Below are 19,836 nucleotides of genomic sequence, written 5' to 3'. Positions count from 1 at the left end.
CACTCAGCCACCCTTCGGCGGGACGATCTGGAGGTAGATGCCGGTGATGATGAGGTTGATCGAGAACAGCATGACGAACGTGATGACGACCGCCTGGTTCACGACGTCTCCGACGCCCTTCGGCCCGCCGCGCGGGTTCAGGCCCCGGTAGGCGGCGACCGTGCCGGCGATGAAGCCGAACAGGATCGCCTTGAACTCGCCGATATAGAGGTCGGGGAGCTGTGCGAGGGCGGAGAAGCTCGCCAGGTACGCGCCCGGCGTACCGCCCTGCATCATCACGTTGAAGAAGTAGCCGCCGCCGACGCCGACGACCGAGACGAGCCCGTTGAGCAGGAACGCGACCGCGACGCACGCGAGGACGCGGGGGACCACCAGGCGCTGGATCGGGGAGACGCCCAGCACTTCCATCGCGTCCAGTTCCTCGCGGGTCTTGCGGGAACCGATGTCGGCGCAGATCGCCGATCCCGCGACCCCGGAGACCAGCAGCGCGACGATCATCGGGCTGGCCTGCTGGATCACCGCCAGCACGCTCGCACCACCGGTGAAGGACTGCGCGCCGAGCTGCTGGGTGAGCGACCCGACCTGAAGCGCGATCACCGCGCCGAAGGGGATCGACACCAGCGCGGTCGGAAGGATGGTCACCCCCGCGATGAACCAGAACTGTTCCACGAACTCGCGAACCTGGAACGGACGGCGCCACATCTGACCGAACACCGTGGCCGCGAGCGCGAACAGGCGCCCCGTCTGGCGCAGCCCGCCGGCGGCGAGCGACACCGGTGTCGCGGTCATGACTCGATCTCCATGCGGGGGACTCTCCTCGGTCGGGCCGGTGGCCGGATCAGGCCGCCGGGCCGGTCACGTTAGCGACGGCCGGAAAACGGACACAAGGGGCCGTCGTCGGCTGCCGAATTTCTTGGCATCGGATGACAACCTCGTTTTCTGAAAGGAGCAAGAAGGCCATCTTCGCCGGGCCTCCCGGCCGGTCCGCGGAGGCAGTTCGAGCACATCGCGGTCCTTGAATCATCTTCACGTAATTTCCGCAACCGGAAATGCGTCCGGCCGGAAGCGGAGAGCCCGGCCTGTCGAATCCCCCGCCCGGTACCGCCACCCGGACGCGGTCCCTGCCGACGTCCCGGCCGCGGGACGGCCCGTGGGGGCACCCGGCCCCCCGGACGCGGCCGACGATCATGGACGGACGAGGCGTCCGGACGCGCCGTCCGTCCGCGGCGGGAAGCCCGGTGACGGCGGAGTGCCTTGTACTGAACAGGGCCATCCGCTCCTACACCTTCCAGCCGGGGATTCGAGTGCGCCAGCGTAGCGACGCTCCGGAAGGATCAACAAGACATATCGCCCAGGCGCCCCGTGCCCTAACGAAACCCGATAGTTTTCCGGGAGGTGACATCTCGGAAACACTCAGTATCGAATTTGTCAGAAGGTGAGTACTTCTGATCCCGGCGGGCGCCGTCGTTCGCGAGAACGAACGAAAATGCTCGCCGCCGGACAAGGCCGCCGGGCGAAACACGCGGAGCTCGTCAAACTCGGCCGCACTCCCTTGCCGCGTCCACCTGCGGCGTGATCGGCTTCGCTAGGCGCCGATCCGGCGCACGACACGAGGGAGGGCGGGACGTGACGTTCCTGTCGGCGCGGAGACCGCTCATCGCGGCGCTCGGCGCCACGGCGATCCTCGCCGTCGGCGGTATGGCCCCCGGGGCCTTCGCGGCGGCGGACACCACCGACGATCCGTCGGATCTGATCGCGCACGTCCATGTCACGCTCCAACTCTCCGACAGCAGCGTCCGGCCGGGCGCACACGTCACGGCGACGATGACGGTGGTGGCCGAGGAGCCCGTTCCCTCCACGATGACGCGGTGGACCATCTCGGCCGGCGGTGCCCAGGTCAGCCCGGCGAGCGGCACGCTCGGCACCGTTTACCTGGCCCCCAAGTCGGTCACCGCGCAGATCACCGTTCCGTCGAGCGCCTCGGCCCGGTCGATCACCGTGGACGCCGTCGTCACCGGGCCGCGGCTGGTGACCGCCGCGAGCGACGCCAAGTCGTTCCAGGTCGTCCCCGGAACCGTCGACAAGCCGACGACTCCGCCGAAGCCGAAGCCCACGCCGAAGCCCACGCACAGCAAGCCTCCGACCAACACTCCCCACGACCCGGGGAACAACGGCACGCCCAACGGGGGCGGCGGCGCGATTCCCTCGCTGCCGTTCACCGGCGCCCCGACGGCGCCCCCGGAGCCGGGCGTGGACGCGCCGGAAGTCGCGCTGCCGCCCGTGTCCGCTCCGCAGGTCGCCACCGCGACACCGGACCAGGTCGCCGTCGCCTCCACGAGGACCGCGCTGCGTTCGGCCGAGTCGGCGCTTCCCCTGGCCCAGCGGATCGGGCCGGGCGCCGCCGGCTGGATGGCCGCGCTTCTCGCCGGCCAGATCCTCCTCATGCTGCGCGTGCGGATGGTCCGGCGGTCGCGCGGCAGAGAGCCCGTCCGGCGGTTCGCGGCCGCGGCCACCGCCGCCGACGTGCCGCTCGCGCTGCCCCGTCCCACGGCGACGCTGCCGGACTCGTCCAAGGCCGCGTCCGCGTCGGAGCCGGCGCCCGCGCCCGGAAAGACGCCCAGGCGCAAGAAGGCGTCCGCGGCGAAGAAGGCGTCCGGCGCCAAGAAGACCTCCGCCGCCGCGAAGGAATCCGGCGCCGAGAAGCTGCCCGCCGCTGCGAAGGAGTCGGGCGCTGAGAAGCTGCCCGCCGCCGAGAAGGCGCCCGCGCCCGAGAACGCGTCGGCGCCCGAACTCGCGCCCGCTTTCACGCAGGAGCCCAAGCCCGAAGCCGCGCCCGAGCCCGCGTCCACGCAGGCTCCCGTGCCCGAAGCCATCCCGGAGTCCGGGATCACGCCGGAGCTCAAGACGGCGCTGGAACTCGAAGCGGCGTCGGAAGCCGAAGCCCCGTCCGGCCCGGTGACCGGCTCCGAGCCGGAACCCGCAGCCGGAACGGCGGCCGAGTCCGAACCGGAGCCCGCACCCGCGGCGGCGCCCGAGCCCGAGCGCGCGAAGGCCAAGTCCCTGAAGTCCCGGAGTGCGCGGCGGTCGGCGGCCAAGACCGCCAAGTCCGCGCCCGCGACGGGACGGGCCGCCAAGCGTCGCGGCAAGCGCCGCTTCTCCCTGCTGCCCGACGAGCCCGGGCGGTCCTGAAGCCCGCCCGGCGGGTCCCCAGACGGACCCCTTCTTCCTCTCGCAGCGCGCCGTTCGGGAGGGAGAAGGGGTCTTCCCTTCTGCTCAGCCGGTCGTTTCCGGGCCGACCCGGACCTGCCGGATCCACGCGCGCAGGAGCAGCATCAGCTCCAGCCGGATCTCGGGGTCCTCGATGTCGAAGTCGAACATCTCGGTGAGCTGCGCCATCCGGTAGCGGACGGTCTGCGGGTGGACGTTCAGCGCCACCGCCGCGTCCGTCGCGTTGAACCCGTTCTTCAGGCACTCCAGCAGCGTGACCGCGAGGCTCAGCCCCTTCTTCGAGCGGTTGCGCAACTGGAGCGGGGCGAGGCGCCGCGCGGCGACGACGTCCACGAGCGGCCCGCCCTCCTGGATCAGCAGCTCGGGAAGGTGCTCCTCGGCGCGGATCAGCCGGCCGGGCCGGGAACGGCCCGCGTCGCGCGGCTCCGGCGCGAGGTCCAGCGCGCGCCGCGCCCAGTGCAGCGACATCCGGGCCTCCTCGGGCGCGACCGTCGGCCCGGCGGCGGCGGTCCATCCGGCGAGCGTTCCGGCGAGCCGGTCCACCTGCCCGGGGCCCTCCGGGTCGGGGACGATGATGCACGGCCGCCCCTGGTCCAGCCCGACGAGCATCTCCGGCGGCAGGCCTGCCGGTCCCTCGCCGCCGTTGCCCGGCCACGGCTGCAGCACGACGACCGCGAGGCGCCGCGGCAGGCGCCAGCCCGCCACGGCCGCCTGCTCGGCGATCACGTTCGGCGGGACGGGCGCGTCCGACAGCAGCAGCGACAGCAGCCGCGCCCGGCGCTGTTCCCGCTCCCCCGCCGCCTTCTCCCTCGCCCGCGCGTACCCGTCGGCGGCGGCGGACGACAGCTCGTCCAGGTAGGCGAAGTTCGCCTCCGCCATCGCGCTGAGGAACTCCAGCGGACGGTTCTCGCGCTCGTACTCGGTCGACAGGTACCGCCAGGCGAGCCGGGACGCGATGCGCATGGCGTTCTGGAAGTGCTCCAGGCTGCGTCCCTCGACGGCCTCGCCGTAGCCGACGTCGAAGTAGACCTTGTGGACGTCGTCCCAGGACGTCTCCGGATCGTCGATCAGCCGGACGAAGTGCTCCATCGCGAACCCGACGGCCGCCTCCACGACCTGCCGGTACTGCGGGTCGCCGGGCCGCGCGTATTCGGGCACCTCGCGCAGCACGCCGTCGGTCATGTACTGCTCGACGGCCGCGAGGTGGCTCCGCAGCCATACGGCGGCCCCGTCGGGCAGTTCCCGCCAAGGCTCCGCGGAGATCGACACCGGCCACCCCCCGTCTCTCTCCGTCTTCGTCGCGGTCACCGCGCACCTCCGTATCCCCGGGAATCCCGACCGTAGAGCGCCGTTCGGTCAGGGGACACTCAGCATCCACACGCGGTGATCGGCCGCCGTTGTCACCCGACTCACAAAGCGGCGTCGCACGGCGCTCCGATCGGTCAGTGCCGCGCCGGCGGGACGACCGCGACCGGGCAGTGTGCGCGGTGCAGCATCGCCTGGCCGACCGAGCCGAGCAGCAGGCCGGTGAACCCGCCGCGACCCCGCGAGCCGACGACGAGAAGGTCGGCGCGGGCGCTCGCCCCCGCGAGGACGCGGGCGGGACGGCCCGCCACGACCTCCTGGACGATCTCCAGGTCGGGATGGTGCTCCTGCCGTCCGGCCAGCGCCTCGGCGAGCGCCCGTTCGCGGTCGGCGGCGTCGGGCTCGTCCACCGGCGGGATCAGCGCCCCGCCGCCGACCGGCAGCGGCTCGTCGAACACCAGCAGCGCGCGCAGCCGGGCGCCGCGCCGCGCCGCGATCGCGCAGGCGACGTCGATGGCGCGGTCCGAGGTCGGCGAGCCGTCCACGCCGACGAGGACTTCGCCGTAGGAGAACGAGCCCTGTTCGCGGACGACCACCGCCGGCACGGCCGTGTGCGAGGCGATCTGGGACGCCACCGAGCCGAGGAACACGCCGGTGAGCCGTCCCGCGCCGTGCGAGCCGACGACGACCATCAGCGCGCCGCGTCCCTCCTCGACGAGCACGCCCGCCGGCTGCCCCGGCAGTTGCCCGACGCGCACCTCGAGGTCGTGCGCGACGGAGCGCGCGTGCGCCGCGCAGCGTTCCAGCGCGTCCCGGCCACCCTGCAACAGCCAGGAGCGGGCCTCCCGGACGCGCGGATCGCCGCTGTCCGCCAGCAGCCACGGCCCGGCGACGTTGACGAGCCGCAGCCGCGCGCCGGCCCGTCCCGCCTCCGCCGCGGCCCACGCCACGGCCGCCGTGCTCTGCTCCGATTCGTCCACGCCCACGAGGATCTCGTTCATGGCACGGAACGCTACGGAGCGCCACGGCGCGATGCGCGCACCGTGACACGGGCGTTTCCGGACCGTCCGCCTAGAGTGCAGGCATGGACATGGACGCGATGCTGGAGGAGTACTCCTATCCCGCCACGACCCCGTGGCTGCGCGCCAACATGATCTCGTCGCTGGACGGGGCGATCCGCTACAAGGGCGACACGGGCGCGCTCGGCTACGCGGCGGACTGGGAGCTGATGCGCCGCTTCCGCACGCTCGCCGACGTCGTCGTCATGGGGGCGACCACGATCCGCGAGTACGGGGAGTACCCGGCTTCGGCGGCCGAGCTGGCGATCGTGTCGCGGAGCCTCGACCTGGACTTCGACGGCCCGCTGTTCGCCGACGCGCCCGTCCCGCCGCTCCTCTATACCTGCGCGTCCGCGCCGGCCGACAGGTTGCGCAAAGCGCGCACGCGCGCCCGGGTGCTGATGCACGGCGAGCACCACGCCGACATCCCCGCGCTGCTCGCCGACCTCGCCGACCGCGGGCTCGTCCGCCAGCTCTGCGAGGGCGGGCCGACGCTGCTCGCCGAGATCGCCGCGGCCGGACGCGTGGACGAGCTGTGCCTGACGCTGAGCCCCGTCCTCGTCGCGGGCGACGCGCCGCGCATCATGAACGGCCGCATCATCGACATGCAGCGGATGACGCTCCGCCACGCCGTCCAGGACGGCGACTACCTCTTCCTGCGCTACCTCCGGTCGTCGCCCGCCGAGACGTGACCCGGCGATCGCCCGCGGACGGCTTCGGGATCGACCGCGCGCGGGTACACGGAACAACGTCGGCGCGACGGACGCTCTTGCGTCCGTGGAAGGACGGCCCTTCCCGGTCGCGCGAAGCGGAGGAGACATGACGGACATCGACGTCGGCCGGTTCGGCATCTGGCGGTCCTGGCAGCAGACGAGCCCGGAGTTCGCCCGGGAGGCCGAGGCACTCGGGTACGGCACGATCTGGCTCGGTTTCTCGCCCGGCGCGGACCTGGGCGGCGCCGAGCGGCTGCTCGCCGCCACCGACCGCATCGTCATCGCGACCGGCATCGTCAACATGTGGGCGACGGCCGCCGACGACGTCGCGGCGGCTTACCGCCGGATCACCGAAGCCCAACCCGGACGCTTCCTGCTCGGCGTCGGCATCGGCCATCCCGAGGCGACGCGCGAGTACCAGAGTCCGTACGACACGATCGTCTCCTACCTGGACCGCCTCGACGCGGGCGGCGTGCCCGTGCGCGGCCGTGTCCTCGCGGCGCTCGGCCCGAAGGTGCTGCGGCTGGCCGCCGAGCGGACGCGCGGCGCGCACCCCTATCTCGTCACGCCCGAACACTCCCGGCGGGCGCGCGAAATCCTCGGCCCGGACGCGCTTCTCGCGCCCGAGCAGAAGGTCGTCGTGGACGAGGACGCCGCCCGCGCCCGCGCGACGGCCCGCGCGAAGATCGCGGACCCCTACCTCAAGCTCGGCAACTACACCAACAACCTGCGGCGGCTCGGCTGGACCGACGCGGACATCGCGGACGACGGCAGCGACGCCCTCATCGACGAACTCGCCCCGCACGGCGACGCCGCCACGGTCGCCGCAGCGGTGACACGGCATCTCGACGCGGGCGCGAACCACGTCGCCCTCCAGCCCCTCACCACGAACGACACCGACCCACTCCCCGCCCTCCGCGCCCTGGCGCAAGCCCTCGACCTGCCCTGACCCACCCGCGCAACCCGCCGTACCGCCCCGCCGCCTGCCACAGCGCCCCGAAGCGACACGTGACCAGTCGACGCAACGCGTACCTCGTCATGGCGACGCGTCGTTTCCCGTAACGACGCGTTGCGCGCCGTGGCCACGCGTAGTTCGCCGTGTCAACGCGTACCCCGTCGAGCTGACACGTGGCCCGTCGACGCAACGCGAACTTCGTCGTGGCGAGGCATCGCTCTTATAGCGACGCGTAGCGCGCCGTGGCGACGCGTCGCTCGTCGTGCGGCGCGCAGTTCGCGTGGCGCGCCGTGGCGACGCACGATTCTCAAGGCGCCGCGTGGCTCGTCGTGGCGACGCGAGGGTTCCCGAGGCGACGCGTGGCGCGTCGTGGCGGCGCGTGGCTCGTCGGCGCAACGCGTGGTTCGTCGTGGCGGCGCTAGGTCGGCGAGTTATGGGCGGGTGGGGCGGATGGGGTGTGGAGGTGGGCGGCGCTCCCGCCAGAAGGGCACGATCCGGTCACGGAGGTGTGATCCGAACAACGCGGTGGTAGTGATCACCCGTGAACTTCTGGGAGTACCTGCGCAGCCGCCAGGAACTGCTCGTGTTCGAGACGTGGCAGCACGCGAGCATGGTGTTCCAGTGCGTGGTGGCCGCGCTCGTCCTCGGAGTCGCCGTCGGGCTGCTCGTCTACCGGAGTCCGCGGCTGTCGGGGTTCGCCACCAGCACCGCCGGGGCCGTGTTCACGATCCCGTCGCTGGCCCTGCTCGGCCTGCTCATCACCCCTCTCGGCCTCGGCGTCGCGCCGAGCGTCGTCGCGCTGACGCTGTACTCGCTGCTCCCGATCGTGCGGAACACCATCGTCGGGCTGAACGGCGTGGACCGCACCCTCGTGGACGCGGCGCGCGGCATCGGCATGGGGCGCGGCCGGATCCTGCTGCGCGTCGAGCTGCCGCTCGCCTGGCCGGTCATCCTCACCGGCGCACGCGTCGCCACGCAGCTCGCGATGGGCATCGGCGCGATCGCCGCGTACGTGTCCGGGCCGGGTCTCGGCGAGCAGATCTTCTCCGGGCTCGGCCGCCTCGGCGGCGCGAACTCCATCAACATGACGCTCGCCGGGACGCTCGGCGTGATCGTCCTGGCCCTGCTCTTCGACGGCTGCTTCCTCGTGATCGGCCGTCTGACCACACCGCGAGGGATCCGTGCCTGACAGCTCCCCCGAGACCCCGGACTCCCCCGCCTCCGGCGCGGCCCCGGCCACCGACCGTGCCGGGATCGAACTGATCAACGTCACCAAGCGCTATCCGGGGCAGAAGACGCCCGCCGTGGACGACGTGACGCTGACGGTCCCGCCCGGCGAGATCGTCGTGCTGCTCGGCCCGTCCGGCAGCGGCAAGACGACCACGATGCGGCTGATCAACCGGCTGATCGAGCCGACGTCCGGGAAGATCACCGTGGCCGGACGGGACGCGCTCGGCCTCAACCCGACCGAGCTGCGCCGGCACATCGGCTACGTGATCCAGGACGCGGGGCTGTTCCCCCACATGACGGTCGCCACGAACGTCGGTCTCGTCCCGCAGATGCTGAAGTGGGACCGCAAGCGGATCGCCGAGCGCGTGGACGAGCTGCTGGAGCTCGTCGACCTGCCCCCCGACCAGTACCGCGACCGGTACCCCCGGGAGCTGTCGGGCGGGCAGCGCCAGCGCGTCGGCGTCGCCCGCGCGCTCGCCGCCGATCCGCCGGTCATGCTGATGGACGAGCCGTTCGGCGCGCTCGACCCCATCACCCGCGAGCATCTCCAGGACTCGCTGCTGCACCTCCAGGACGAGCTGGGCAAGACGATCGTGTTCGTCACCCACGACATCAACGAGGCGCTGAAGCTCGGCGACCGCATCGCGATCCTCGACAAGGGGTCGCGGATCGCGCAGTTCGGCACCCCGCAGGAGATCCTGCTCAACCCGGCGGACGCCTACGTCGAGCAGTTCGTCGGCGGCGGCCAGGCGATGCGGCTGCTGCGGTTCAGCCGTGTCGCGGACGTGCCGCTCCAGCAGGTGCCCGAGGCCGCCCCCGGCGACGACGCCGACGCCGTCCGGGACCGGCTCGGCGACACCGGGTTCGCGATCGTGCTGGACGAGCGCCGCCGTCCCGTCCGCTGGATCACCGCCGCGAACCTGGACGGCGTGACCGGCGCCGTCGGCGAGCGCGGCGAGGACGTCGCCGACCCGATCCGGGGCCGCAACACGTTGCAGCAGGCGCTGGAGACGCTGATCCAGAGCGACCACGAGTGCGTCCCGGTGGTCGGGCGCGGCGGCGTCTACCAGGGCACGGTCACGCTCGCGACCGTGCAGAACGCGATCCGCGAGATGCGCCGCACCGCCGAGCGGGCGGGGGCCGGCTCGTGACCGCGCCGCCGCTCGGCGACACCGAGGACGCCGCCGGCGGGACGGGCACGCAGGAGGCGCTGCACACCCCGGCCGGACGGTCCTGGCGGGCGCTGCTCCAGCCGCTGCTCATCGTGCTGGCGGGCCTCGGCTGGATGCTCTACGTCGAGAACAAGCACCTCGACAGCATCGAGGAACGCGTCCTCGCGCCCCACTATGTCGCGCAGAAGACGTGGGAGCACATCGAGCTGGCGCTCGCGTCCACGGCGATCGTCCTGGTCATCGCGATCCCGCTCGGCATCGTGCTGAGCCGTCCGCGCGTCCGCCGCGCCACTCCGCTCGTGCTCGGCGTCGCGAACATCGGGCAGTCCGCGCCCGCGATCGGCGTCGTCGTGCTGCTCGCCGTGCTCTGGGGCATCGGGTTCTGGACGGCGATCGTCGCGCTCGTCGCCTACGGCGTGCTGCCCGCGCTGCGCAATACGATGGTCGGCCTGCAGCAGGTCGATCCGACGCTCACCGACGCGGGACGGGGCATCGGGATGTCGGCGCCGGCCGTCCTCGGCCGTGTCGAGCTGCCTCTCGCCGCCCCGGTGATCCTCGCGGGGATACGGACGACGCTCGTGCTGATGGTCGGCACCGCGAGCATCGCCTCCTTCATCAGCGGCGGCGGCCTCGGCGACCTCGTCACCACGGGCGTCACCACGCAGCGGACACCGGTGCTGCTGACCGGCTGCGTCCTCATCGCGCTGCTCGCGCTGCTCATCGACTGGCTCGGCGGCGTCGCGACGCGGCTCCTCGCCCCGAAGGGACTCTGAATGCTCACCGGACGGCGGTCGCGGACCGCTCTCGCCGCGTGCGCCGCGCTGACGCTGGCCGGCTGCGGGCTGAAACCCGCCTCGGCGTTCATCCCGGACGTCGAGCCGGGCAGCATCCGGCCGATCCCCGGCCTGAAGGACGTCACGTTCCGCGTCACGTCCAAGGAGTTCACCGAGCAGCTCATCCTCGGCAAGATCGCGGTGCTGGCGCTCAAGGCCGCGGGCGCGAAGGTGAAGGACCACACGAACGTGCAGGGCAGCGCGTCCGCCCGCCGCTCCATCACCACCGGCAACAACGACCTGATGTGGGAGTACACAGGCACCGGCTGGATCACCTACCTCGGGCAGGAGAACCCGATCCCGGACGCGGGGCGCCAGTTCACCGCCGTCCGCGACCTGGACGTGCGCAAGAACCACATCGCCTGGCTCGCTCCGCCCGCACCGCTCAACAACACCTACGCGCTCGCGGTCAACGCCGCCGCCCAGCGCAAGTACGGGCTGACGAAGCTGTCGGACATGGCGAAGGTGCCGGTCGCGCAGCGGACGTTCTGCGTCGAGTCGGAGTTCTTCTCCCGCAACGACGGCATGCGCGGCATGTTCAAGGCGTACGGGCTGAACTACGGGTCGACCGTCCCGTCAGGGAACGTCCTCCAGATGAACACGGGCGTCATCTTCAACGCCGTCCAGCACGGCCGCTGCACGTTCGGCGAGGTCACCGCGACCGACGGCCGCAACAAGGCGCTCCACCTGACCGTGCTGGACGACGACCGCCGCTTCTTCCCCATCTACAACCCGGCGATCACGATCCGCGAGCCGCTGCTGCGCGCCCACCCCGAGCTGACCGGCATCTTCGCCCAGATCGCGCCCAAGCTGACCACGCCGGTCATGACGGCGCTGAACGCCAAGGCCGACGTCGACGGCAACGACCCCGTCTTCGTCGCCCGCGACTGGATGCGCCAACAAGGCTTCATCAAGTAACGCCTGCCATCCGGAGGCCGACTGTTCAGCGGGCGGCTACGCCTGTGCGGACGGCCGTGTAGAACGCTTGAAGGTCTTCGATCAGGGTGTCCACGGCCGGGTCGTCGGCGAGGAGCCAGTCGGCGACGAGGTCGAAGAGGCCGCCGACCAGGCCGATCGTGATGCGGTGGACGTCGGCGTCCGGGCCGACCGTCCCCGAGTCGCGCCAGAATCGTTCCACGAACTCGGCCGCCCAGCGCCGGTTCGCGCGGCGCAGCCGCTCGACGGCCGGTGAGACGCCGCTCGCCTGGCCGAAGGTGACGAGCGCGCGGCGCGGATCGTCCACCAGCGCGTGCGCGAAGGCAGCGATGAGCGCGCGTTCGGCGTCCGGGGCGTCCGGCGGCGCGGTGGCCCGGTGCGCGGTCATCTCGCCCATGATCTGCTCGCTGATCCAGCCGACGAGCGCGATGTAGCAGTCCTCGCGGCTCGGGAAGATCTCGTAGAAGCTCTTGGTGCCGACGTAGGCGTGCTGGCAGAGCTGTTCGATCGAGACGTTGTGGTACCCGTGCGCCGCGCACAGCTCCAGCGCCGACTCCAGGAGCTGGCGGCGGCGCTGCTCCCGGCGCTGTTCGGCGTCCAGTCCACGGATCCGGCGCCCGCGCGGCGCGTCGGCCGCTTCCGCGTGTGTCACAACCCCGACACTACCGGCGCGCGAGTTATCAACAAGAGTTCTTGTTCGTAACACGGCAGCGTGCTCTAATGGCGTCTCCCCCCAGCGCCGGAGGTCCCATGCGCCGCCGTCTCGCCGCCGTCCTGGCCGCGTTCGCCCTGCTCGTCCCGCTCATGGCCGGACGCGCCGCCGCCGCCCCGCCCTCGTCGGGCTTCAACGACTACAACTGCCGCCCGTCCGCCGCCCACCCCGAACCCGTCCTGCTGCTCCACGGGCTCGGCGGCAACGGGCCGGGCAACTTCCTCACCCTCGGCCCCTTCCTGATGGGCGAGGGCTACTGCGTCTACGCCGAGACGTACGGCGAGGCGCTGCCCCCGATCCCGGTCGGCGGCCTGGTGTCGGTGGACGCCTCCGCGAAGGAGAACGCCGCGCGGATCGACAAGATCCTGGCTTCGACCGGCGCGTCGAAGGTCGACGTGATCGGCCACTCCGAAGGCGGCTACCTCTCGCTCGCCATCCCGAAGTTCCTGCCGGGCTACGCCGCGAAGATCAAGCAGGTGGTGGCGCTCGCTCCGCCGACCCACGGCACGACGTTCGCCGGGCTCGTCACACTCGCGCAGCAGCTCGGCATCATGTCCCAGGTCAACCAGGTGCTCGCCGGCGCCGGTTGTGTCGCCTGCACCCAGCTCACGACCGGCGCGCCCGAGATCGCGCGGCTGACGTCCGGCGCGATCGCCCAGCCGGGCGTCGAGTACACGGTGATCGCCAGCAAGTCCGACGAGCTGGTCACGCCGACCGACACCGCGTTCGTCCGCGAGGAAGGGGTCACCAACACCTACGTCCAGGACTGGTGCCCGTCCGACGGCGTCGGCCACATCGGCCTGGCGTACGACGGGGCGGTGGCGCGGTACATCGCCAACACGCTGGACCCCGCGCACCGCAAGCCCGTGTCCTGCGGTTTCGGCCTGCCCTTCTGACCGTCCGGTTTTCCGGCCCGTACGCCGGGTAGGCGGACGGTCTTCCGCGCCCCCGACGGAGGAGGAGGACATGGACCACTCCGAGACGCCCGTGCTCGACGCGCTGACGAAGTTCCGCGAGCGCGACGACGTGGTGTTCGGCCCGCCCGGCCACAAGCAGGGGCGCGGTGTCGACCCCCGGGTGCTGGACGTCCTCGGCGAGGGCGTGTTCGCGTCCGACGTCCTCCTCCTCAACGGGCTCGACGACCGCCGCGAGTCCCAGAACGTGCTCGGCAAGGCCCAGGAACTGATGGCCGACGCCGTGGGCGCCGACCGCTCCTTCTTCTCGACGTGCGGCAGCTCGCTGTCGGTCAAGACCGCGATGCTCGCCGTCGCGGGGCCCGGCGAGAAGCTGCTCGTCTCCCGGAACGCGCACAAGTCCGTCGTGTCCGGCGTGATCATCAACGGGACAGACCCGGTGTGGGTCCATCCGCACTTCGACGCCGAGCGGCACCTGGCGCACCCGCCGGAGGCCGCCGACGTCGAACGCGCCCTCGACGCCCACCCCGACGCCAAGGGCATGCTGCTGATCACGCCGACCGACTGGGGCACCTGCGCGGACATCGCGGGCATCGCCGAGCTGTGCCACTCCCGTGGCGTGGCGCTCATCGTGGACGAGGCGTGGGGGGCGCACCTGCCGTTCCACCCCGACCTGCCCGCGTGGGGCATGTCGTGCGGCGCGGATCTCGTCGTGACGAGCGTCCACAAGATGGGCGGCGCGATCGAGCAGAGTTCGGTGTTCCACCTCCAGGGAGACCGCATCGACCCGGCGGTCCTCAAGCTCCGCGAGGACCTCCTCGGGACGACCAGCGCATCGTCCCTGGTCTACGCGTCGCTGGACGGCTGGCGGCGGCAGATGGTGGAGCAGGGGCACGGGCTGCTGGACGCCGCGCTGGCCCGCGCCGCACGCGTCCGCGCCGCGATCGCCGACGTGCCGGGGCTGCGGCCGATGGGGCGGGAGGTCGTCGGGCCGCACCACGCCGCCGACCTGGACCCGCTCGCGATCAGCATCGACGTGCGCGACCTCGGCATCAGCGGGATGCAGGCGGCCGAGTGGCTGCGGACGGCCTATCACGTGGACGTCGGCGCCGCCGACCAGTGCCGGATCAACGCGCGCCTCACCCACGCCGACGACGACGCGACCGAGGCCCGGCTCGTGGACGCGCTGCGCGGGCTGACCGCCGACCTCGACCGCATCTCGCCGCAGCCGCAGGTCCGGTTGCCCGATCCCGAGACGCTGTCGCTGGAGACCGTGATGCTCCCGCGCGACGCGTTCTTCGCCGCGACCGAGCAGGTCCCGGTGGAGAAGGCGGCCGGACGCGTCGCGGCCGAGCTGGTCAGCCCGTATCCGCCCGGCGTGCCCGTCCTCACACCCGGCGAGCTGATCACCGAGGCCGTCCTCGACTACCTGGCCAGCGGGCCGCCCGCGGGAATGCTCGTCCCGGACGCCGTGGACCCGTCGCTGCGAACGCTCCGGGTCGTCGCGAACTGACGCCGGGCGGTCCGGCATGGAAAGACGGCGAAATCGGCCAACGGCGCGGTCGCGGACATTTCAATATCCAGAAAACGCTACAAGTGGGTGTGCTAACCCAGTTGCGTTGCCGACGGTCACGGCGTCCGGCATGATGATCGAGCGGCGGCCGGGCCGAGGGCACCGGCTTTCCCCGCCCGCGCCGGACCGGCGGACGACGAACACGCCGCCCCGACCGGCCGCTCCGGGCTCCCGTCCCATGCCGCGCGGGATGCCTCCGATCGACCCGCGACCCTGAGACGGAGCCATGCCAGTGCGCGAACCCGGCGGATCCCCGGCGTCTCCCACCCGCCCGGAACGCCTCCCGGCACGACCGGACGGGGACGCCGCGCCGCCGCTCGCACCCGTCCGACCACGCCCCGGAATGAGCGCACCGATGCCGACCGGCTCCCCCTTCGCCCCGCTCCCGTCCTGCTCCGCCCCCTGCTGCGGCCGGCCGCCCTGCTTCCAGGTCCGGGTCGAGACGGGGACCGGGGCCGGCCGTCCCGTCCCGCGCGCGGCCGAGGCGTGCGGCGTCCACCTGTCCGAGGCCGTCGCGGACGCCACGCGCTGGGCGCGCGAGCGCGGCGCGGCGCACGTCATCGTGTACGCGACCGCGCGCGGCCGTCGGATCGGCCCCCGCCCCGACGGACCCTTCGACCGGCTCGCGGTGAGCGTCATTCCGGTGGCGCCCCGGAACTGAGCGCGCCTTCTCCGTCACCGCCCGCCGCCGACCGGCGACAATCAAGGGAATGGCTGAATACGGCCATCCGCCCGCGCTTCTTCGCGCCCATTGCCCCGGGACATCCCGAGTCCGATACTGGGGGCGGGAATGCGAAAACCGACAGCGGGCGGAAGGCGGAAGCCGTGGGTTTCCAGATCGGCTTGTTCTCTCCCAACACCGAATCGGGTCTGGCCATCACCACCGCGCCCGAACGCTGGCGGGCGACCTGGGAGAACAACCTGCGGCTGGCCCGGCTCGCGGACGAGACCGGAATCGACTTCCTCCTGCCCGTCGCCCGCTGGACCGACTGGGGCAAGGACACCGATTTCCACGGCAGCGTCCTGGACCCGCTCGTCTGGGCGTCGGGGCTCCTCACCGCGACCCGGCGCGTCCGCGTCTTCGTCACCCTCCACACGGCATTCCACCACCCGGTCGTCGCGGCCAAGCAGCTCGCCACCGCCGACCACCTCAGCGCGGGCCGGGCGGGGCTGAACATCGTCGCCGGCTGGCACGCTCCCGAGTACGAGATGTTCGGCCTGTCGCTGCCGGACGACCACGATGTCCGGTACGCGCTCGCCCAGGAGTGGTGGGACGTCGTCCGCCGGATCTGGTCCAGCGACGAACCGTTCGACCACGAGGGCCGGTTCTTCCGGCTCAGGAACGTCGTCGGGTCGCCGAAGCCGTACAACGGCGGCACTTTGCCCGTCATCAACGCCGGGTCGTCCGCGCAGGGACGGTCCTTCGCCGCCCGCAACGCCGACCGCGCGTTCACGGTCGTCGCCGGTCCCGACGACGGCGCCCAGGTCGTCGCGGCGATCCGCGCGGAGGCCGCGACGCACGGCCGATCGGTCGGCGTGTTCACGCTGGGGCACGTCGTGTGCCGTCCGAGCCGCGCCGAGGCGGAGGACCACCTGCACTACTACGCCGACGAGCACGCCGACTGGCCCGCCGTGGACGAGGTCATGCGGCTGCAGGGCCTGCACGCGCAGTCGTTCACGCCCGAGATGCTCCAGGTCTTCCGCGACCGGTTCGCCGCCGGGCACGGGAGCTGCCCGATCGTCGGCGACCCCGACGACGTCGCCGACACCCTGGCCGCCTTCGCCGCGGCCGGATTCGATGGGATCGCCCTCTCGTTCCTCAATTACACGGACGAACTCGGTTACTTCGCCACCGAGGTCTTTCCGCGTTTGGCGGCGCGGGGCGTACGGCCCGCGCCGGTCGACTATCCTGACGGGACCGTCCCCCACGCACGACACCACACATGACGCGAATCGAGCTGCCCGAGTCCGCCCGCGCGGACGACAATTGCCCGGCGGACCTTTCGCCACCGCTTCTCACCGCCTACCAGCGGGTCGCGAGCACCGACATTCACGAACTGCACGGCGCCGTCGAACCGCTGGCCGTCGGGCACACGCTCGACGCGCTCGAACCGGGGCGTCCGCTCGACGGAATGGTCAACGGCCTTTCGGTGGGCTCGGTCAATCTCGTGTGGGTGCGTTACGGCGGCAGCGGCGTCGTCGTCGAGACGCCGCCCACCGAGGGCGAGTTCGCCATGTGCGCCCCGAACGCGCCGATGGGCGTCGAGTACTGCGGGGACGGCGAGCGGACCGTCGCCGACGGGACGCTCGTCCTGTCCCATGAGCAGCGCATGCGCATGACGCCGCACCCGACCCGCGGATGCCTGGTCATCGCGACCAGCACGGGACGGCTGGCCGACCATCTGCGCGACTATCTCGGCCGGGACGCCTCGGCGCCGCTGCGCTTCGCCAACTCCGGCCGCGCCGCCGCGTCCCCGGACATCGTCCGCCGCACCTGGCGGCACGTCTGTGCAATGCTCGACCACGCGACCGCCGCCGGGCTGCATCCGCTCGCCGCGCGCAACCTCGAGGACTCTCTGCTCACCGCGGTGCTGCTCGGCCTGCCGCACACCGCCACGGCCGAACTCACCGAGCCGCCGCGGCGGTCACCGCACCATCTCGCCGACGTCATCCACGACTGGATCCAGGCGCACTACGACCAGCCGATCGGGGTCGCGGACATGGCCCGCGCCGCCGGGATCAGCGTCCGGCACCTGCAGTTCGTCTGCCGGAACCGGTGGGGGCTCACGCCGACGCAACTCCTGCGCGGTGTGCGGCTCGATCAGGCGCGCCGGGACCTGCTCACCGCCCGGCCCGGCGCGAGCGTCGTCACCCGGGTCGCGCACGCCGCCGGATACGTGCACATGAGCCGTTTCTCGAACCACTACCGCCAGCGTTTCGGCGAGACGCCGACCCAGACGCTCCGGCGCGGGAACTCCGCCGCGTCCGGCTGACCCACCTCATCCCGGCCCGGCCCCATGCGGATCGTCGCCTTGGACGTGTGGTCGTTCCGCGCACGCGCCGTTCCGCGCGGTGGGCGGGCGCCAGCGCGCGGCCTGGGCCGTCAGGAGGCGCGTCATGCGGTGGACTGCGCCGGCCAGGTGGCGGGTCCGCGCGTGCTGCGCCACGAGAACGACGTCCGGGACGTCGGCGTCCAGCGGACGGTAGGTGATCACGCCGTGGCGTTCGAGGGGGTCGTCGGCGACGCTGTAGTCCGGCAGCAGCGTGACACCGAGGCCCTCGGCGACCATGACCTTGCCCATCTCGGCGCCGTCCACGGAGTAGGCGAAGGCCGGCGGACGTCCGCCGAGGAGACGGTGGACGTAGCGGTGCATCACGTATCCGGCGCGCATCGCGATGAACGGCTCGGCGAACATCGCGTCGGTGCCGATCGTTTCGAGCCGCGCCAGCGGGCTGTCGGCGCGGCAGCACACGGTGGGACGGCCCCGCAGCAGTTCGACCGCGGCCAGGTCGGACGCGACGTCGTCGCCGTCCATGAGGTTGACGAGCCCGAGGTCCAGGCCGCCGCCGCGCAGCGCGTCCTGGATCTCGGTCTGCTGCGCGGTGACGAGTTCCACCTGCGTCTCGGGGTGCGCGGCGCGGAACGCGTGCATGACGGGGGTGACGAGCGGGACCGTCGCGGCGTTGACCGTGCCGACGCGGATCATCTGCCGTGTCCTCGACTGGTCGTCGGCGGCCGAGCGCAGCCGCTGGACCGCGTCGATCACCTCGGTGATCCAGGGCAGCAGCTCGCGCCCCTCCGCGCTGATCCGGGTGCCCGCGCGGTGCCGGTCGAGCAGCGTGACCCCGAGTTCGCGCTCCAGGTTGCTGATCGTCTGGCTCAGCGCGGGTTGGGAGAGGTGCAGGGACTCGCTGGCACGGCGCATCGACCCGAGCCGGGTGATGGCCGCGACGCATTCGAGCTGTTCGATCCGCATCGTCCGTCCTCGCGGTCCCGCTGACAGGTTCGGCTTATCGCCCGTTCGGAAAGATGACATTGACCCAGGTCGGGCGACTTGACCAGAATCTAGACTATGTCGATAGACAAACTTGAGAAACCGGAACCGCTGAAGTTCGCGTACTGGGTGCCGAACGTCAGCGGCGGCCTGGTCGTCAGCAGGATCGAGCAGCGCACCGACTGGGGGTACGACTACAACCGCGAGCTGGCCGTCCTCGCCGAGAACAACGGGTTCGAGTACGCGCTGAGCCAGGTGCGGTACATCGCGTCCTACGGCGCCGCGTACCAGCACGAGTCGACCGGCTTCAGCCTGGCCCTGCTCCTGGCGACCGAGCGGCTGAAGGTGATCGCGGCGGTGCACCCCGGGCTCTGGCATCCCGGCGTCCTCGCCAAGTTCATCGCGACGGCCGACCAGATCTCGGGCGGACGGGCGGCGGTGAACGTCGTCAGCGGCTGGTTCAAGGACGAGTTCACCAAGCTCGGCGAACCGTGGCTGGAGCACGACGAGCGGTACCGGCGCAGCGAGGAGTTCATCCGCGTCCTGCGCGAGATCTGGACGTCCGAGCACGCCGAGTTCGGCGGCGACTTCTACCGCCTGCACGACTTCGACCTGCGGCCCAAGCCCCTCACCGGACCCGGCCGGCCGCACCCGGAGATCTTCCAGGGCGGCAACTCCACGAGCGCCCGGCTCATGGCGGGCCGCGTGTCGGACTGGTACTTCAGCAACGGCCGCGACCTCGACGGCGTCTCCGAGCAGATCGCCGACGTCGGCGCGGAGGCGGCCCGGCACGGACGCCGCGTGCGGTTCGGCCTCAACGCCTTCCTCATCGCCCGCGACACCGAGGCCGAGGCCCGCGACGTGCTGCGCGAGATCGTCGCCAAGGCCGACCGGACGGCCGTCGAGGGGTTCGGTGCCGCGGTGAAGCAGGCCGGACGCTCCACGTCCGACGGCAAGGGCATGTGGGAGGACTCGGAGTTCGCCGATCTCGTCCAGTACAACGACGGGTTCCGCACCGGGCTGATCGGGACGCCCGAGCAGATCGCCGAGCGGATCGTCGCCTACAAGCGGCGCGGCGTGGACCTCTTCCTCCTCGGCTTCCTGCACTACCTGGAGGACGTGGAGTACTTCGGGAAGCGCGTGCTGCCGCTCGTCCGGGAGCTGGAGGCCGACGCCGACGCCGCCGAGCCCGTCCGGATCGGTTCCTGACGC

18 protein-coding genes are annotated in these 19,836 nt (G+C 72.0%); 13 read left to right on the top strand and 5 right to left on the bottom strand.

The features are described from left to right. Window positions 1-3: 3 nt before the first annotated feature. Window positions 4-789, bottom strand: a complete 786-nt coding sequence (locus tag BTM25_RS08910) for an MlaE family ABC transporter permease (RefSeq protein WP_103562210.1) — start codon at window positions 787-789, stop codon at window positions 4-6. An 837-nt stretch (window positions 790-1,626) separates the two neighbouring features. On the opposite strand from BTM25_RS08910, the gene BTM25_RS08905 reads away from it, so the two are divergent. After that, window positions 1,627-3,189, top strand: coding sequence for a hypothetical protein (locus tag BTM25_RS08905; RefSeq protein WP_103562209.1), 1,563 nt, complete (start codon window positions 1,627-1,629; stop codon window positions 3,187-3,189). Window positions 3,190-3,273: 84 nt separating this feature from the next. Here BTM25_RS08905 and BTM25_RS08900 read toward each other — a convergent pair whose 3' ends face one another. Both BTM25_RS08900 and BTM25_RS08895 read right to left on the bottom strand, forming a co-directional pair. Further along, window positions 3,274-4,497 (bottom strand): PucR family transcriptional regulator, encoded by a 1,224-nt coding sequence (locus BTM25_RS08900; RefSeq protein ID WP_235828304.1) that lies wholly within the window; start codon window positions 4,495-4,497, stop codon window positions 3,274-3,276. A gap of 173 nt (window positions 4,498-4,670) precedes the next feature. Next, window positions 4,671-5,534 carry a universal stress protein gene (locus BTM25_RS08895; RefSeq protein ID WP_103562207.1) on the bottom strand — a complete coding sequence of 288 codons (864 nt, stop codon included), beginning with the start codon at window positions 5,532-5,534 and terminating at the stop codon, window positions 4,671-4,673. Window positions 5,535-5,617: 83 nt separating this feature from the next. Here BTM25_RS08895 and BTM25_RS08890 point away from each other — a divergent pair, with 83 nt between their 5' ends. The 6 genes from BTM25_RS08890 to BTM25_RS08865 all read left to right on the top strand — a co-directional run bounded on the left by BTM25_RS08890 (window position 5,618) and on the right by BTM25_RS08865 (window position 11,412). Continuing rightward, window positions 5,618-6,283 carry a dihydrofolate reductase family protein gene (locus BTM25_RS08890; protein WP_103562206.1) on the top strand — a complete coding sequence of 222 codons (666 nt, stop codon included), beginning with the start codon at window positions 5,618-5,620 and terminating at the stop codon, window positions 6,281-6,283. Window positions 6,284-6,410: 127 nt separating this feature from the next. Continuing rightward, a complete protein-coding gene (locus BTM25_RS08885) occupies window positions 6,411-7,253 on the top strand; it encodes an LLM class F420-dependent oxidoreductase (RefSeq protein WP_103562205.1) in 843 nt (280 codons plus the stop codon). A 547-nt stretch (window positions 7,254-7,800) separates the two neighbouring features. Next, complete coding sequence (locus BTM25_RS08880; RefSeq protein ID WP_103562204.1) at window positions 7,801-8,448, top strand: ABC transporter permease; 648 nt, start codon at window positions 7,801-7,803, stop codon at window positions 8,446-8,448. Continuing rightward, window positions 8,441-9,640: an ABC transporter ATP-binding protein gene (locus BTM25_RS08875; RefSeq protein ID WP_103562203.1), complete on the top strand. Its 1,200-nt coding sequence runs from the start codon at window positions 8,441-8,443 to the stop codon at window positions 9,638-9,640. Before BTM25_RS08880 ends, BTM25_RS08875 begins: the two co-directional genes overlap by 8 nt. Beyond that, the gene (locus BTM25_RS08870) at window positions 9,637-10,434 is read left to right on the top strand and encodes an ABC transporter permease (RefSeq protein ID WP_103562202.1); all 798 of its coding nucleotides are present in this window, start codon (window positions 9,637-9,639) and stop codon (window positions 10,432-10,434) included. The genes BTM25_RS08875 and BTM25_RS08870 overlap by 4 nt, the downstream gene beginning before the upstream one ends. Next, window positions 10,435-11,412, top strand: coding sequence for a glycine betaine ABC transporter substrate-binding protein (locus tag BTM25_RS08865; RefSeq protein ID WP_103562201.1), 978 nt, complete (start codon window positions 10,435-10,437; stop codon window positions 11,410-11,412). 25 nt (window positions 11,413-11,437) lie between these two features. Here BTM25_RS08865 and BTM25_RS08860 read toward each other — a convergent pair whose 3' ends face one another. Then, window positions 11,438-12,082, bottom strand: coding sequence for a TetR/AcrR family transcriptional regulator (locus BTM25_RS08860; RefSeq protein WP_235828303.1), 645 nt, complete (start codon window positions 12,080-12,082; stop codon window positions 11,438-11,440). 98 nt (window positions 12,083-12,180) lie between these two features. Between BTM25_RS08860 and BTM25_RS08855 the strand changes: the two genes are divergently transcribed. The 5 genes from BTM25_RS08855 (at window position 12,181) to BTM25_RS08835 (ending at window position 17,622) form a co-directional block, all read left to right on the top strand. After that, window positions 12,181-13,038 (top strand): lipase family alpha/beta hydrolase, encoded by an 858-nt coding sequence (locus BTM25_RS08855; RefSeq protein WP_103562200.1) that lies wholly within the window; start codon window positions 12,181-12,183, stop codon window positions 13,036-13,038. Between the two features lie 70 nt (window positions 13,039-13,108). Continuing rightward, entirely contained in the window at window positions 13,109-14,569 is a 1,461-nt protein-coding gene (locus BTM25_RS08850; RefSeq protein ID WP_103562199.1) for an aminotransferase class I/II-fold pyridoxal phosphate-dependent enzyme, read from the top strand. Between the two features lie 415 nt (window positions 14,570-14,984). Further along, window positions 14,985-15,290, top strand: coding sequence for a hypothetical protein (locus BTM25_RS08845; RefSeq protein ID WP_103562198.1), 306 nt, complete (start codon window positions 14,985-14,987; stop codon window positions 15,288-15,290). 164 nt (window positions 15,291-15,454) lie between these two features. Beyond that, a complete protein-coding gene (locus BTM25_RS08840) occupies window positions 15,455-16,576 on the top strand; it encodes an LLM class flavin-dependent oxidoreductase (protein ID WP_103562197.1) in 1,122 nt (373 codons plus the stop codon). Then, the gene (locus BTM25_RS08835; RefSeq protein ID WP_103562196.1) at window positions 16,573-17,622 is read left to right on the top strand and encodes an AraC family transcriptional regulator; all 1,050 of its coding nucleotides are present in this window, start codon (window positions 16,573-16,575) and stop codon (window positions 17,620-17,622) included. Before BTM25_RS08840 ends, BTM25_RS08835 begins: the two co-directional genes overlap by 4 nt. A 6-nt stretch (window positions 17,623-17,628) precedes the next feature. Here BTM25_RS08835 and BTM25_RS08830 read toward each other — a convergent pair whose 3' ends face one another. Next, window positions 17,629-18,606 (bottom strand): LysR family transcriptional regulator, encoded by a 978-nt coding sequence (locus tag BTM25_RS08830; protein WP_103562195.1) that lies wholly within the window; start codon window positions 18,604-18,606, stop codon window positions 17,629-17,631. 96 nt (window positions 18,607-18,702) lie between these two features. Between BTM25_RS08830 and sfnG the strand changes: the two genes are divergently transcribed. After that, window positions 18,703-19,833, top strand: coding sequence for a dimethylsulfone monooxygenase SfnG (gene sfnG / locus BTM25_RS08825; RefSeq protein ID WP_103562194.1), 1,131 nt, complete (start codon window positions 18,703-18,705; stop codon window positions 19,831-19,833). Window positions 19,834-19,836 lie beyond the last annotated feature (3 nt).

The sequence above is a fragment of the Actinomadura rubteroloni genome (assembly GCF_002911665.1).
Lineage (GTDB): Bacteria > Actinomycetota > Actinomycetes > Streptosporangiales > Streptosporangiaceae > Spirillospora > Spirillospora rubteroloni.
The sequence above is the reverse complement of the archived record's forward strand: the minus strand, read 5'-3'. Positions and strand labels throughout refer to the sequence as shown.